The organism is Prevotella sp. AM42-24 (genome assembly GCF_003461825.1).
GTDB classification, from domain to species: domain Bacteria; phylum Bacteroidota; class Bacteroidia; order Bacteroidales; family Bacteroidaceae; genus Prevotella; species Prevotella hominis.
The window spans coordinates 51,034-66,993 of the sequence record NZ_QTXV01000005.1 but is presented as its reverse complement, the minus strand read 5'-3'; the positions used below and the strand labels follow the sequence as shown (position 1 = coordinate 66,993).

General features: G+C 44.5%; 13 protein-coding genes and 1 other RNA gene. 5 read left to right on the top strand and 9 right to left on the bottom strand.

The window, feature by feature from the left end; all coding sequences use genetic code 11:
• Window positions 1-37: 37 nt before the first annotated feature.
• Window positions 38-1,144 carry an alanine dehydrogenase gene (gene ald / locus DW917_RS03010; protein ID WP_118116362.1) on the bottom strand — a complete coding sequence of 369 codons (1,107 nt, stop codon included), beginning with the start codon at window positions 1,142-1,144 and terminating at the stop codon, window positions 38-40.
• Between the two features lie 299 nt (window positions 1,145-1,443).
• Between ald and trxA the strand changes: the two genes are divergently transcribed.
• The 4 genes from trxA (at window position 1,444) to DW917_RS02985 (ending at window position 4,774) form a co-directional block, all read left to right on the top strand.
• Window positions 1,444-1,938, top strand: a complete 495-nt coding sequence (trxA, locus tag DW917_RS03000; RefSeq protein WP_370453507.1) for a thioredoxin — start codon at window positions 1,444-1,446, stop codon at window positions 1,936-1,938.
• Window positions 1,939-2,085: 147 nt separating this feature from the next.
• On the top strand, window positions 2,086-3,393 hold the full coding sequence (gene eno / locus DW917_RS02995) for a phosphopyruvate hydratase (RefSeq protein WP_118116360.1): 1,308 nt from the start codon (window positions 2,086-2,088) through the stop codon (window positions 3,391-3,393).
• A gap of 188 nt (window positions 3,394-3,581) precedes the next feature.
• Window positions 3,582-4,328, top strand: coding sequence for a ZIP family metal transporter (locus DW917_RS02990; RefSeq protein ID WP_118116358.1), 747 nt, complete (start codon window positions 3,582-3,584; stop codon window positions 4,326-4,328).
• Window positions 4,329-4,489: 161 nt separating this feature from the next.
• Window positions 4,490-4,774, top strand: coding sequence for a DUF2442 domain-containing protein (locus DW917_RS02985; RefSeq protein ID WP_228113194.1), 285 nt, complete (start codon window positions 4,490-4,492; stop codon window positions 4,772-4,774).
• 190 nt (window positions 4,775-4,964) lie between these two features.
• Here DW917_RS02985 and DW917_RS02980 read toward each other — a convergent pair whose 3' ends face one another.
• Both DW917_RS02980 and DW917_RS02975 read right to left on the bottom strand, forming a co-directional pair.
• Window positions 4,965-5,291, bottom strand: a complete 327-nt coding sequence (locus DW917_RS02980) for a branched-chain amino acid transporter permease (RefSeq protein ID WP_118116356.1) — start codon at window positions 5,289-5,291, stop codon at window positions 4,965-4,967.
• Entirely contained in the window at window positions 5,288-5,968 is a 681-nt protein-coding gene (locus DW917_RS02975) for an AzlC family ABC transporter permease (RefSeq protein WP_118116354.1), read from the bottom strand. The genes DW917_RS02980 and DW917_RS02975 overlap by 4 nt, the downstream gene beginning before the upstream one ends.
• Window positions 5,969-6,233: 265 nt before the next feature.
• Here DW917_RS02975 and DW917_RS02970 point away from each other — a divergent pair, with 265 nt between their 5' ends.
• Window positions 6,234-7,037, top strand: coding sequence for a KilA-N domain-containing protein (locus DW917_RS02970; protein ID WP_118116352.1), 804 nt, complete (start codon window positions 6,234-6,236; stop codon window positions 7,035-7,037).
• Between the two features lie 459 nt (window positions 7,038-7,496).
• Here the strand turns inward: DW917_RS02970 and DW917_RS02965 are convergent, their stop codons facing one another.
• The 6 genes from DW917_RS02965 to DW917_RS02940 all read right to left on the bottom strand — a co-directional run bounded on the left by DW917_RS02965 (window position 7,497) and on the right by DW917_RS02940 (window position 15,930).
• The gene (locus DW917_RS02965) at window positions 7,497-9,686 is read right to left on the bottom strand and encodes a glutamine synthetase III (protein ID WP_118116350.1); all 2,190 of its coding nucleotides are present in this window, start codon (window positions 9,684-9,686) and stop codon (window positions 7,497-7,499) included.
• Window positions 9,687-9,738: 52 nt separating this feature from the next.
• A complete protein-coding gene (locus DW917_RS02960) occupies window positions 9,739-10,971 on the bottom strand; it encodes an LL-diaminopimelate aminotransferase (protein ID WP_118116348.1) in 1,233 nt (410 codons plus the stop codon).
• 169 nt (window positions 10,972-11,140) lie between these two features.
• Window positions 11,141-11,983, bottom strand: coding sequence for a diaminopimelate epimerase (dapF, locus tag DW917_RS02955; protein ID WP_118116346.1), 843 nt, complete (start codon window positions 11,981-11,983; stop codon window positions 11,141-11,143).
• Window positions 11,984-12,477: 494 nt separating this feature from the next.
• Window positions 12,478-12,875: a transfer-messenger RNA gene (gene ssrA, locus DW917_RS02950) on the bottom strand.
• Window positions 12,876-13,043: 168 nt separating this feature from the next.
• The gene (locus tag DW917_RS02945) at window positions 13,044-15,017 is read right to left on the bottom strand and encodes an OPT family oligopeptide transporter (RefSeq protein ID WP_118116344.1); all 1,974 of its coding nucleotides are present in this window, start codon (window positions 15,015-15,017) and stop codon (window positions 13,044-13,046) included.
• A 40-nt stretch (window positions 15,018-15,057) separates the two neighbouring features.
• The gene (locus DW917_RS02940; RefSeq protein ID WP_118116341.1) at window positions 15,058-15,930 is read right to left on the bottom strand and encodes an aldose 1-epimerase family protein; all 873 of its coding nucleotides are present in this window, start codon (window positions 15,928-15,930) and stop codon (window positions 15,058-15,060) included.
• Window positions 15,931-15,960 lie beyond the last annotated feature (30 nt).

The window sequence follows — 15,960 nt, the reverse complement described above, 5'->3', positions numbered from 1 at the left end:
ATTCAAGCAGAAAATGATTTTTTCTGTTGTGGAGGGATTATAGAGCTATTTCTTCGTACTCCAATCCGAAAACATCGGCTATTGCCTTGAAGACAATCTTCCCATTTACGATGTTCAGTCCCCGATACAGAGCCTTGTTGTCTTTGCAAGCCTGTTTCCATCCCTTGTCGGCAAGAGCTATGGCGTACTTCAACGTGGCATTGGTCAAAGCTGTAGTAGAAGTATGAGGTACGGCTCCAGGAATGTTGGCTACGGCGTAATGTACGATGCCATCTATTATGTAGATAGGATCGGAATGGGTGGTAGGATGGGATGTTTCGAAGCAACCACCTTGGTCAATAGCTACATCCACAAGTACGGTGCCAGGTTCCATCAATTTCAACATGTCCTTCGTGATAAGATGAGGGGCTTTATCACCTGGAACAAGTACGCTGCCCACCACAAGATCAACATCAGGCAATGCCTTTCGAATATTGTGCTCATTGGAGTAGAGTGTATGTACATTGATAGGTAGTTCCATCTCCAGTTGGCGAAGACGAGGCAGACTGATATCTGTAATCCATACGTCAGCTCCCAGTCCGGCAGCCATTCTTGCAGCAGCCTCTCCTACGGTTCCACCGCCCAGTATTAGAACTTTGGTACGGTTTACTCCAGGCACTCCGCTTATGAGTTTGCCTTTTCCTCCCTTGTTTTTCTGCAGGTAGTATGCGCCATTGATGGTGGCCATTCTTCCAGCTACTTCGCTCATCGGAATGAGCAGAGGCAGATGATGGTCATCAGTTTCCACGGTTTCATAGGCAAGACATACGGCACCGCTCTTGATCATAGCGTCGGTAAGAGCTCTGTCGCAGGCGAAATGGAAGTAGGTAAATACCAGCTGGTCTTTGTGGATGAGGGGATATTCCTCAGCAATTGGTTCCTTTACCTTGACTATCATTTCTGCTTCTCGGTAAACACTCTGAATGTCGGGAAGGATTTTTGCTCCAACCTTTATATACTCTTCATCAGCAAAACCGCTGTTTTCGCCAGCAGTGTGTTGTACTACTACTTCATGACCATGAAGAATGAACTCAGCTACTCCAGCAGGGGTCATTCCCACGCGGTTCTCATTATTCTTGATTTCTTTTGGAATACCTATTTTCATGACATTCGGTTTTAAAAGGTTAGACATTATTTTAATGGTCTAAAGATACGGAAAAAAGCAATTGGTTGTATGATTTGTAAAGAAGATTTAACATATCTTTCTTGTCTGTTTAGGATTAGAATATAAAAATGATTAAAAAGAGAGAAATCTTTCATTTTTTTGCTTATCTTTGCATAAGATAAGCTGCACTCGGCAATTTGAAAACAAGTTTTCATTGCGCTCGTTTGCATTATCTTTGCATAAGAAAAATAGATAGAGTATAATAATAAAGTATAATAGACTTAAACAATAAATTGCTTATGATGAATATTCATACCAGTTTCAAGCAGGCGTTTTTGCTGTTTTTTATAGCTCTTCCTATTTGTTTTGTGGGCTGTACGAAGAAGGCGTCAAATAAGGCGCCGGTGGCACAAAAGGAGAAAACTGTCGTTTTGGGAAAGGTGAATGTGCTCACCGCTTCTGACTTCAAGAAGAAAATCATGGATTACGAGTCTCATCCCGATGAGTGGGTGTTTGCAGGCTCCCGTCCTGCCATCATTGATTTCTACACCACTTGGTGTGGACCTTGTAAGATGATGGCTCCCATGGTAGAATCTCTTGCCGGGAAATATGCCGGCAAGATAGATTTCTACAAGGTGGATATCGATCAGGAACCCGAGTTGGCTTCCGTCTTTGGCATCCGCAGCATTCCTACCTTCCTCTTCATCCCGCTGAAGGGCAATCCCACCATGCAGATGGGTGCCATGCAGAAGAAAGATTTCGAGGAGATTATCGGGAAAGTGATGGGGAAGTGATAAATGGTGATTTACTGCATACTTATAAGTAGGTATTTCTTGGCAAATACCTAGTTTTGATGATGCCCGAAATTTGGTGGTTTATCAGATAATATCTAAATTTGCACTCGGAAAAAATGTTTAATGTAATTAAAAGTATATAGTATTATGATTATCGAAAATGTTCATGCAAGAGAAATCTTGGATTCTCGTGGCAATCCTACAGTAGAGGTTGAAGTTTCTTTGAAGTCAGGTGTCGTAGGTCGTGCATCGGTTCCTTCTGGTGCATCCACTGGCGAGAACGAGGCTTTGGAACTTCGTGATGGTGACAAGAACCGCTATGGCGGCAAGGGCGTCTTGAAGGCCGTGGAGAATGTGAATCAGGTGATTGCTCCGGCTTTGGTAGGTTTTTCTGCCTTGGAGCAGCGTGCCATCGATTATAAGATGTTGGAACTCGACGGTACCAAGACCAAGTCTAATCTGGGTGCCAATGCCATCCTCGGTGTTTCTCTGGCTGTGGCTCATGCTGCTGCAGAGTATCTCCACATCCCATTGTATCGCTACATTGGCGGTTGCAATACTTACACCCTTCCTGTTCCTATGATGAACATCATCAATGGTGGTGCTCACTCTGATGCGCCTATCGCCTTCCAGGAGTTCATGATCCGTCCTGTGGGGGCTCCTTCCGAGAAGGAAGCCATCCGTATGGGTGCTGAGGTGTTCCATGCTTTGGCTAAGCTCCTGAAGAGCCGCGGACTTTCTACTGCCGTAGGTGATGAGGGCGGTTTTGCTCCTGCACTCGATGGTATCGAGGATGCGCTCGACAGTATCTGTCAGGCTATCAAGGATGCCGGTTATGAGCCAGGTAAGGACGTGAAGATTGCCATGGACTGTGCTGCCAGCGAGTTTGCCGTTCAGGAGAATGGTGAGTGGTTCTACGATTACCGCCAGTTGAAGGATGGTAAGAAGAAGGATCCTAATGGCAAGAAACTGACTGCTGCCGAGCAGATCAAGTTCCTGGAAGAACTGATTACCAAATATCCTATCGATTCTATTGAGGATGGTTTGGATGAGAACGATTGGGACAACTGGGTGAAGTTGACTGCTGCCATCGGCGACCGTTGCCAGTTGGTAGGTGACGACCTCTTTGTTACCAACGTGAAGTTCCTGGAAAAGGGTATCAAGATGGGTGCTGCTAACTCTATCCTCATCAAGGTAAACCAGATTGGTTCTCTCACCGAGACACTGGATGCTATCGAGATGGCTCATCGCCATGGTTACACCACCGTTACTTCCCATCGTTCTGGTGAAACCGAGGATACTACAATTGCTGATATTGCCGTAGCAACTAACTCTGGTCAGATTAAGACGGGTTCTATGAGCCGTACCGACCGTATGGCTAAGTACAACCAGCTTATCCGCATTGAAGAGCAGTTGGGCAATAACGCATCTTACGGTTATAAAAAGTTGAAATAGGTGCGATTATGCGAAATTGGAGAAAACCAATTTCACCATGACATACACATTTTATAAAAAATAGAATAGATCAGATACGAAATAGATGGGCATGGATGACCGTGAGGGTTGTCCATGCATTTTTTCTTCTATGATGTGTCTGAATCTTCACATACTTTACTGGATAACTTCGATATATTTTATGGATTATGACAAACGTATTGATTAGTGCTGCCGGACTTTGCGGTGCCACCATTATTGGTGCCATTCTGGGATTCTTCGTCAAGGAATTGCCCCATAAATGGAACGATGCTGTGTTGGGATATTGTGCCGGAATCATGCTGGCGGCTTCCACGCTGGGACTGATAGTGCCAGCCTTCGAACAGACCAGTCTATGGTGGTTAGTGGTGATCGGCGTGATGGCTGGAGCCTTATTCCTAAACGTGCTCGACCTGGTTACTCCTCATCTTCATCACATCACCGGACTCGATCCCGAGGAGCATCGCAACAATGCCAGGCTCAGTCATGTGATGCTTTTTGTGATGGCAATCGCCCTGCACAAACTGCCCGAGGGCATGGCGGCTGGAGTGAGTGTCTGTTCAGCAGAAGGTGCAACGGAGTGGGGTGTTTCCTTCGGCATCGCCCTGCAGAATATCCCCGAGGGAATGGTCATCATCGCTCCTTTGATGATGGCTGGTGTTTCTGCAGCCCGTACCTTCTTTATCTCCATTTTCATCGCCCTGCTCGAAGTGGCAGGCATCCTGTTGGGTTTTGGTTTGGGTTCAGCCTCTTCCACCTTCCTCCCCGTGATGCTGGGTTTTGCCGGTGGTGCCATGCTTTATGTAACGAGCGATGAGATGATTCCTGAAACCCATGCCCATGGTTTTCAGAAGCAAGCCACCTATGCCCTTCTCCTGGGTTTCATCACCTTTGTGCTGATGGAAAAATGTGTGTAATCAGAATCTGGTGAGGAGTATATAGCAAAGGGTGCCAGCCGTATAAAAAGGTTTAAATATCTTAATAAATGATTGTACTATCAGATTATTTATTTATCTTTGCTGACGGAAGTGAGAATATCTTAAAAGAAAGATAATTATGAGTCCAAAGTTTAAAGAATATGGAGACGATTTTAAAATCAAATTCGCAAGACACACAGGTAAGCGTCTTGATGATTAATGATAAGGGCATTATGCTTTCTGTAAAAGGTAATGATTATTTTATATCTTATAATAGGATACCTTGGATGAAACATGCATGCATCTCTGATGCCCTTGAGGTAAGAATGAGTGGTAAAAATGCTATAGAATGGCCCAAACTTGATGTGGATTTGGAAATTGATAGTTTGAAACATCCAGAACGTTATCCCCTCATTATGAAGAGAAATGAATTAGAAGTATTGTAATGTTCCTATAAAATGTTGAGCCTTTCTGCATACTCTTGCAGAGAGGCTTTTCTGATTAATTATATCATCAAAAAGTTGGAAAAGTGTAAGAAATGGCCTGAAAATGGGTTGGAAAAATGTATAAAATTGGCTGTTTTTACCTTGGAAAAATGTATTTAAGTGATATAAGTGTGTGATGGCTTTATCGGGATTAAAAGTGTAGAATTCTGATGAGCAGCATATAGCAAAGGGTGCCTGCTGCTATTGACCACGTCATATTCCTTTTCCATACGTGGATGAGGATGGTGAAGGCTACGGCTGCCACCTGCGCCAAGGAATCTGCAGAGAAGGAATGGATGTGGCGAAGACAGTAAACCACCAGCAGGGCAAAGACCGAGGCTGGCAGTACCTTTCCTAAATACAGAATGTACTTAGGTGTAGGTTTCCCCGGCCGGAAGGCGATGAAAGGGATAAAACGGGTAAGCATGGTGGCGGCTACGCCTGCTGAAACCATGATGATTTGTTGGAGAAGAGTCATACTTTTCTTTTTTTGAGGGTGAGAAATATAAGGATGATAACCATGCTTGGGATGATGAAGTGGTCGGCACTGAATATCGTAAGGCACAGCCCCGAGATAATCAGTCCGGAAATACTGCTGGTATGGTCTTTTTCCCGAAGCCAGTTGTCGGCGAAGATAGCCGTAAACATGGCGGTCAGCACAAAGTCCAATCCTTTGAGGTCGAAGGTGAGAAACGGACCGATGAGGCCGCCCAGCGTTGCCCCAATAACCCAATAGGTTTCATCGAGCCAGGTTATCCAGAGCAGGTACCATCCTTTATCTGTTCCTTCCGGAATCTTGGAAGCACTTGTCAGGGCAAAAGTCTCGTCCGACATACCGAAGATAAGGAAGAACTTCTTCCATCCCAATCCCTTGTATTCTACAAGCATCGAAAGTCCGTAGAATAGATGTCGTGCATTCACCATCAATACCATCAAGAAGGCTTGCAGGGGATGGAAACTGCCCAGCAGCATGTTGCCAAGCAAGAACTCTGCGCTGCCGGCATAAACCATGAGGGCGAGCAGCATAGGATACAGGAAGTTGAAGCCTAACTCATGCATATAGATGCCATAAGTCAGTCCCAGAAATCCATATCCAGCCATGATTGGCAGCGAAGTATGGAAAGCGTGATATAAAGCGATTCTTCTTTTTCCCATCTCTCTCTTTCTCTCTTTATTATGCTTGACGATTTGTCCTAATCAGTATTTGACGATTCTTCCTGTAAATCTTCTGCAAAAGTACTCACATTATATGGAAAAAAGAAAGATTTTTCCTGAAATGTTAATGTGGCAGATGAAAAATAGCATAGTTGTGGTATGCTTGGTTTATTTTGCAGGTTTCTGTTGTAAATTTGTTGCAAAAGTGTTGTAAGTTTGAGTTTTTTTATTAATTTTGTAAGCACAAACCAAATATTGACAAAATATGGCAAAAATTATAGTAAATACAACAGAAGTTTCTGTTTTGAACCTAAATGGTGAGGACTATATCTGTCTAACAGATATGATGAAAGCAAAAGATGGTGAGTTTTTTGTAACAGATTGGTTACGTAATAGAAATACATTGGAATATATTGGAATTTGGGAGAAGATATACAATCCGAATTTTAATTATGGCGAATTCGCCATAATTAGAAATCAAGCGGGATTGAATCGCTTTAAAATAAGTGTTAAGGATTTTGTACAGCGTACTAATGCAATATCTCTTCAATCTAAAGCTGGTCGATATGGTGGAACTTATGCTCATAAAGATATTGCATTTGAGTTTGCGATGTGGATAAGTCCTGAGTTTAAAATCTATATGGTCAAGGAGTTCCAACGCTTAAAAGCAGAGGAACAAGCTCAATTGGGTTGGTCTGCTAAGCGTGAACTTTCTAAAATCAACTATCGCATTCATACTGATGCGATAAAGCATAACTTGATTCCTGCTGAAATTACGCCTGCGCAAGCTTCTCTGATTTATGCAAATGAGGCTGATGTTCTGAATGTGGCAATGTTTGGTATGACAGCGAAGCAGTGGCGAGATTTGAACCCAGAAAAGAAGGGTAATATACGTGATTACGCAACTGTCAACGAGTTGATTTGTCTTTCCAATATGGAGAATCTCAATGCGGTATTTATTGATCAAGGGATGCCACAAGGTGAACGTTTGGTTAAGCTTAATCAAATAGCAATCCAGCAAATGCATGTATTGGAGGATGATGGTGATGATAGAAAATATTTGAAATGATGTATGTAACTTTTAAATAGTAATGAATGATTATGACAAGTCAAAAGGACAAAAAGGGCTCAGGAGAGGTTGTCTTATCCACGGACGTTCTCTCCTGAGCCAATGTGGGTTAGTAACAATTATCCTTAGAGACGGGAACCATTATGATGAATGGTGAATAAGAAATCACTTAGGTATAATGGCAGTCTCAATATGGAGTGATTTCTTTGTATCTTTTGGGGCTATTTGGGGACTTTTTGTTTTTAGAAGCCCTTTTTGTTGAGGCAGAAAAGTAATCTAACTATCTGATAATAAAAAGCGGAGCGTGATTTCACAACCACACTCCGCGCAAACTTAAACAACCAATAAAAGAAATAGATTGATCGTTCAATTATTATATCTGATGAAGAGTAGCTCTTGTTAGAGCTTGTTTTTTTATTTGTCAGAAATATGTCTTATCTATTTTGAAAACATTGCTGATTAGCGGATGAACAAGAGTTCACGATACTTAGGCAATGTCCAAAGCTCATCGGCTACTGCCAACTCCAACTTGTCAATCTGATAACGGATCTCCTCCATCTTTGGAGCTACTGTGTCATGATAAGCAATAGCCTTGTCGTGCTCGTTCTCAATCTTGTTGGCTACCTTGCGGGCATTAACCAACTCCTCAACACCGGTCTCGATAATCTGAGTGCGCTCGGCAATCTTCTTGATGATATTGATGTTGCGGGCAGTCAACTTCTTGCCTTCCTCGTCACCGAAGATGTCAATCATGTTCTCCACATTCTTGGCCAACTGACTCTGATAGTGAGTAGCCACTGGGATGATGTGGTTCATGCTCAAGTCGCCCATTACACGAGCCTCAATCTGAATCTTCTTGGTGTAGGTCTCCCATTTCACCTCGTTACGGGCTTCCAACTCGTTCTTCTTCATGACACCCATATCCTCGAACATCTTGATAGATGCAGGGTCGAGATAACGCTCGAAGATCTTTGGACAACTCTTCTCGCAGTCCAAACCACGCTTAGCAGCTTCCTCTACCCACTCATCTGAGTAACCATTACCATCGAAACGGATAGGCTTGCAGGTCTTCAAATCCTGACGAACGATATCGATGATGGCAGAAGTCTTGTCCTCACCCTTGGCAATCAACTCATCCACACGCTTCTTGAAGTCGGTCAAAGCCTCGGCTACGGCTGTGTTCAATACGATCATCGCTGATGCACAGTTAGCCTCAGAACCTACTGCACGGAACTCGAAACGGTTACCGGTGAAGGCAAATGGAGATGTACGGTTACGGTCGGTGTTATCAATCATCAACTCAGGAATCTCAGGGATATCCAACTTCATGCCCTGCTTGCCAGCCACGGTGAAGAGATCCTTCTTGTCGGCTTTCTCAATGTGCTCGAGAAGGTCGGTCAACTGCTTGCCGAGGAATGAAGAGATGATTGCTGGAGGTGCCTCGTTGGCGCCCAGACGATGTGCATTGGTAGCGCTCATGATAGAAGCCTTGAGCAAACCATTGTGCTTATATACACCCATCAAAGTCTCTGTGATGAAGACTACGAAACGGAGGTTATCCTCTGGTGTCTTGCCTGGACCATGGAGCAGGATGCCGGTATCAGTAGCGAGACTCCAGTTGTTGTGCTTACCAGAACCGTTGATGCCTGCGAATGGCTTCTCATGGAGAAGTACGCGGAAACCGTGATGGCGAGCTACCTTCTTCATCAAGCTCATCAAGAGCATGTTGTGGTCAACGGCAAGGTTGGTCTCCTCGAAGATAGGTGCCAACTCAAACTGGTTTGGTGCTACCTCGTTGTGACGGGTCTTGCAAGGAATACCGAGCTCAAGAGCCTGGATTTCCAAATCCTTCATGAAAGCCTGAACACGCTCTGGGATGGCGCCGAAGTAGTGGTCGTCCATCTGCTGGTTCTTGGCAGAATCGTGCCCCATCAGGGTGCGACCAGTCAGCATCAGGTCAGGACGTGCAGCATACAAGCTTTCATCTACCAGGAAGTACTCCTGCTCCCAACCGAGATTGGAAATAACTTTCTTGACATCAGGGTTGAAGTAGTGGCAAACCTCTGTTGCTGCTACGTTTACAGCGTGCAATGAACGGAGCAATGGAGCTTTATAGTCGAGAGCCTCACCTGTATAAGAGATGAAGACGGTAGGGATACAGAGTGTATCGTCGATGATAAATACAGGAGATGTTGGATCCCATGCAGAATAACCGCGAGCCTCAAAAGTAGAGCGGATACCGCCAGATGGGAAAGATGATGCATCAGGCTCCTGCTGAACGAGCAACTTGCCTGAAAATTCCTCGATCATACCACCCTTGCCATCGTGCTCGATGAAGGCATCGTGCTTCTCGGCAGTACCTTCTGTCAATGGCTGGAACCAGTGGGTGTAGTGGGTTACGCCATTCTCGTCAGCCCACTGCTTGATGCCTTTGGCTACGGCGTTGGCGATGTTACGGTCGAGACGAGCTCCGTTGTCGATGACATCTACCAGTTTCTCATAGACATCTGCAGGGAGATACTTGTACATCTTCTGTCGGTTGAATACCTTCTTTCCGAAGAATTCACTTGGTCGCTCACTCGGAGCGGTTACCTCAACAGGCTTTCTCTTGGAAGCCTCTGAAACAGCTTCAAATCTTAAGTTGCTCATACCTTATATAATTTAAAATTTCTGATATTCAATTTTTTATCTGTTGGAATGTTTATTTTCCCAGCCACTTTGCTATTCTCTCCATGGCTTCCTTGCAATCCTCATGCTCGCCGAAGGCAGTAAGTCGGATGTAACCTTCACCTGAAGGACCGAAACCTACACCTGGTGTGCAGACTACGCTGGCACCATAGAGCATTTCCTCGAAGAATTTCCAACTTGGTGTATCGTTAGGAGTCTTTACCCAGAGATAAGGTGCATTTTCACCACCATAAACTTTCAATCCGAGTTCCTGAAGTTTCTCTCTCATATAGTGAGCATTCTCCATATAGTAGTTGATGGTAGCCTTTACCTGCTCTTTGCCCTCTGGGGTGTAGATAGCTTCAGCAGCTCGTTGTGAGATGTAGCTGGTACCATTGAACTTGGTACATTGGCGACGGTCCCAGATAGGATTCAATGCCACTTCCTCTCCAGATAGTGTTTTGGCTTTCAGGTCTTTTGGTACGATGGTGTAACCACAACGCACTCCTGTGAAACCTGCAGTCTTCGAATAGCTGTGGAATTCAATAGCTACCTTTCTTGCTCCACGTATTTCGTAGATAGAATGAGGAATCTCCGGATCTGTAATATATGCTTCGTAGGCAGCGTCATAGAGGATGATGCTTTCATTCTTGATGGCGTAGTTTACCCACTTGCGGAGTTCATCTTTCGTGATGACGGTTCCTGTAGGGTTGTTCGGATAACAGAGATAAATCATATCTACACGATGATCCGGTATTTGTGGAGTGAAATCATTTCCGTCGTTGCAAGGCATGTAAGTTACGTTACTCCATCTGCCATTCTCGAATACTCCTGCTCTGCCTATCATCACATTAGAGTCGATATATACAGGGTAAATCGGGTCTGTCACACCGATGTTGTTATCCCATCTCAAAATCTCCTGTATATTTCCGGTATCGCTTTTGGCTCCATCGTTTACGAAAACCTCATTTACGTCGAGATGAATGCCACGAGGTAAGAAATCGTTCTTGATAATGGCCTCACGGAGGAAATCATAACCTCTTTCCGGTCCATAACCTCTGAAAGACGCCTGTACTGCCATCTCATCCACCGCCTTGTGCATTGCCTTGATGACGGCAGGGCAGAGAGGTTGGGTTACGTCACCGATACCTAAGCTGATAACTTGCTGCTTAGGGTGAGCAATCTTGTAGGCTTTCACCTTCTTTGCGATGTCGGCAAAAAGATAATTGCTTGCCAACTTCAGGAAATGTTCATTTACTAATGCCATATTGTTGTTCTCCTTTTATTGCGATCTTTAAGAATAGTCTTTTCAGATATTTCTCTTAGACCATTATTATTTAAGTTTGCGTTCTTTTTATTTTAATGTTAAATGCTAAATGTTGAATGTTAACTTCGTGAATGCAGCTAAATTTCTCATTTCTCATTTTTAACATTTCTCATTCCACCTGAATCTCACCCTCGAATACGAAGGCTGCAGGACCAGTCATATATACGTGTTCGTCTTCCTCGTTATATTCGATTTGCAAAGTTCCTCCATCCATCACGATACTGCTTTTTCGTCCAGCACGCTTGGTAAGGAATGCGGCTACAGCTGTGGCACAAGCCCCTGTTCCACAAGCCATTGTTATTCCGCTTCCTCTTTCCCAAACTCGTGTTCTAATGATGTCTGTATCTGTCAATTGTGCAAATTCGATGTTACAGCGTTGAGGAAAGGCTTGGTCTCTTTCGAGGATTTTTCCATAGTGGGCGATGTCGATAGTATCGATGTCATCCACGAAAGTTACGAAATGTGGATTTCCCATACAAACGTAAGTGCCTTCAAAGATTCTTTCGTCTGCAGCAAGTACAGAAGGACCTATGAATTGCTCAGGATTTTCCAATTTGGGTTTCAGCATATCTACTGTTACCGAATCTACAATTTGATGATTATCCTGAATATGCAATTTCAATATCTTGACGCCTGATAGTGTTTCAAGCCGTATGGTGTCTTTTCGGGTCAATCCTTTTTCATAAAGATATTTTCCGATACAGCGACTTGCATTACCACACATCATGGCTTCAGAGCCATCAGCATTGAAGATGCGCATGGAGTAGTCTGCTCTTCTGCTATCCTTTGGTTTGCCGATAAGAACCAGTCCATCGCTTCCAATACCTGTGTGATAAGCACTCCAGGCTATAGCTGCCTTTTCTGGGTCGGGTATGTCGTACAACTGGGTATCTACATAAATGTAATCATTTCCAGCTCCATGCATCTTTGTGAAATGAACTGTTTCTTTCATATTGTGTTGTCCTTTAAGTTTGATACTTCTCGCATGAATCCTGGTTTCTCTTGCATGAGATCAGAACCTATATGCGATTGATAATCTCTTCATTCTCTTGTTTTATCCCTTTAAAGAAGTAAAATTCTTTTGCGGAAATTAACATAGTGATAGTCATTTTATTATTTTGATGACTATTTGCTTGTTTACGACTGCAAAGATACGACGTTTTGTCGAAAAACAAAGAAAAAATAATCTATTTTTATCAACTATTTTATGAGTTCTTTTGATTTGTAAGCAATAGGGTGTTTAATTCTTTCAGATTGAAAGTGATTTTGTTTTATATGTGATAAAATATCAATAGAATAATTGCTTGTAGTGTCTTTGTGCTCTTTTATATCGAGTTTTGCTTGCAAAATGTTGGCATTTTGTGGCTAATGTAGCTCAAAGTGTAAGGCCACTTCTACGAAAAAGAGGGTGTGCCATAAGTTCATGACACACCCTCTTTTTCGTAGAAGTGGAGCTGGAGGGAATCGAACCCTCGTCCGCACAAGGAAACCATACGCTTTCTACACGCTTATTCCAGCCTTTGATTTTCGAAGTATGACAAGACCTGGACCACCAATCATACCCTTATCCTCTAAAATTTCACCCGAGCATCGAGGCCTACCCGAGCTATTTCCGATTTACCTGCACCGCTTGACCAACAAGATTCGGAACTACATCCGTTGAGCGATGTCCCGTTCCATCACCTAGTGACGGAATAAAGCTAATCTACTGTACTTCGATTAGGCAGCGAGAGCGTAGTTATTTTCGCCAATTAATTTTTTGTTCACTAAGATTTAGGAGGTAGCCAACGAGCCTCCGCGTGCTTACGTACCATTTCATCTCGCCGTCAAATCCAGTCAACCCCGAATCTGTCTTTTCTCAATGATGATACCAAAACATCCCAATCCATAAGCCTGAAACGCTTGAATTGGGATGCAAAGATAAAGCGATTATTTGAAATCTCCAAATATTTTGGTACTTTTTTTGTCAGAAACCATAAAATATCGCTCTTTTATGGATTATAGTTCCTTGATTACTTCTTTGTAGCTCTGATAAAGAAACCTATCAAGAGGATATAAGCAATGAGCGAACAAACCTCTGACATAGGGTTGACCCACCAGCTTTCAGCGATGCTGGCTTCAATGCCGCCAAATTTGAGCAGCGCACTTACTACACCCATCAGGGCACCACCGGCAATAAAACCACTGGCGATGAGTGTACCCTTTTCGCCGCGTTCATTATTCACCTTGGCATCCTTAGAGCGGGAAGTCACATACCAGTTGATGGCACCACCTACCAACAGTGGGACATTCAGCTCCAATGGAATGAACATACCGAGCGCAAAAGCCAATGCTGGAATCTTGAAATAGGTGAGTACGATGGCGATGACTGCACCGATGCCGTAGAGTACCCAAGGAGCACCCACACCGTTCATCAATGGGTCGATGACTGCAGCCATGGCATTTGCCTGAGGAGCAGCGAGAGAACCGGATGCAAAACCGTAAGTTTCATTCAGAAGCATCATCACACCGCCTACTGTTGCAGCACTTACCAGAGTACCGAGAAATTTCCAACCCTCCTGTTTCTTAGGAGTGGTACCGAGCCAGTAACCTATCTTGAGGTCGGTGATAAATGAACCTGCCACCGATAATGCGGTACAAACCACACCACCCATGATCAGCGCTGCCAACATACCGCCTGGGCCTTTCAATCCTACAGCCACCATCACTACAGAAGCGAAGATGAGTGTCATCAGGGTCATACCTGATACAGGATTAGAACCTACGATGGCAATAGCATTGGCAGCCACGGTAGTAAAGAGGAAAGCGATAACAGCTACCAGCAGGATGGCGATGACGGCGAAGAGGAGATTGCCCTCCATCACACCAAACCAGAAGAAGAGGAAGGTGATGAGGATGGTTACAATTGAACCGATAGCGATAATCTTGAAAGAAATGTCACGCTGAGTACGCTTCACATTTTCGTCCACATCGCTCTTGCCCTTCAGTTCTTGTGCTGCCAAACCTACAGCGCTCTTGATGATACCCCAACTCTTGATGATACCGATGATACCTGCCATGGCAATGCCACCGATACCGATACTGCGGGCGTATGCTCTGAAGATTTCTTCAGGACTCATAGCCCCTACGGTCTTCACGATACTTGGATCCCAGGCACTCAGCACACTGTCGTGGAAAGCAATGCTCATACCTGGTACGATCAACCACCATACGACGAGTGAACCCAAGCAGGTGTAGAAGGCATATTTCAAACCGATGATGTAACCCAGACCGAGTACGGCAGCTCCAGTATTCACCTTGAATACGAGTTTTGCCTTGTCAGCAAGGTCGCAACCCCAACCGACTACACGGGAAGTAAAGTTTTCGTTCCACCATCCCAAACTGGCAACGATGAAGTCATAGAGACCACCTACCAGACCAGCGATAAGCAAAGGTTTAGCCTGATCGCCGCCCTTGGCACCGCTTACCAGTACCTGTGTGGTAGCAGTCGCTTCAGGGAAAGGATACTTGCCGTGCATATCGCTTACGAAATACTTGCGGAAAGGTATCAGAAACAAGATGCCGAGCACACCACCGAGAGCCGAAGCCATGAAGATCTTCATAAATGAAGTTGTCATGTCTGGATACTTAGCCTGCAGGATATAGATGGCAGGCAAGGTGAAGATAGCACCTGCTACCACTGCTCCCGAACAGGCACCGATACTCTGGATGATGACATTCTCGCCAAGAGCCTTGCTGCGCTTGGTAGCGGTGCTGACACCTACTGCGATGATAGCGATAGGGATGGCTGCCTCAAAAACCTGACCAACCTTCAGACCCAGATAGGCTGCGGCGGCAGAGAAGATGATTGCCATCATGATACCCCAAGTCACTGACCATCCGTTCACCTCAGGATAAACCTTGTCGGGCGACATCAGCGGCTTGTACTCTTCCCCGTCTTTCAGCTCTCTGAAAGCGTTTTCGGGGAGGTTCATTTCTTCTTTCATTTTTTGTAATGTTTAATGTTGAATATTAAGTTGTTGTATGTTATTTTTCGATTCTAATAATATACTCACTCATGAAACTTGCTCCTGGCTGGAGGCGGTTCATCAGATATTTGTCCTTAAATTCGCCGTCAAATTCTGCCCAGTCGCTCAATCCATACCATGGTTCGATGCAGACGAATGGAGCATGCTTGCCTGTTGGATTCCAGATACCTACGGCAGGAGTCTTGAATTCTAATGTTACGTGAGGTTCACCCTGTTCGTTGAGAATGCTCACCTGCTTTACCTGGCTCTTGTCGAAGATTACCGCATCCTCTGCAAAGGTCTCCTCGTTTACTTCCCAGATACCCTTCTCAGTTTCCACGGTCTCCTTAGCCTGGCGGTCGATGCAGCCGCCCACATTACCATACAGGCGAACAGGTGCTTCGTTGTCGAGTTTCAGAGTAGCCTTCATTTCCTCGCCCTTCTTGCAACCTGGAACCAGGAATGCAGGGTGACCGCCAATCTGGAACATGATTTCCTTGTCATCGGTGTTTTCTACATGCCAGATAACGTGAATCTCGTTGCCTTCCAGACGGTAAGAGATGGCAAGATTGAAATGATAAGGATAATTCTTCTGCGTTTCCTCATTATCGATGAGGGCGAAGGTGAGACGGTCAGCAGTTTTGCCAACCAACTTGAACTCTGTATCACGGGCGAAGCCATGACGTGGGAGTGTATATTCCTTGCCGTCAATGCGATAGGTGTCCTTCCACAAACCGCATACGATAGGGAAGAGGATTGGTGAGTGGCGATTCCAGTACTTCTCGTCACCATCCCAAAGATATTCATTACCATTGGCATCCTTGATACTCTGAAGTTCTGCGCCGAGAGATGAAATCTCCAATGTGAGCTGATCGTTTTTAATCTGTTCCATTTTCTTTTGTTTTTTAGTCTTTAATGTATG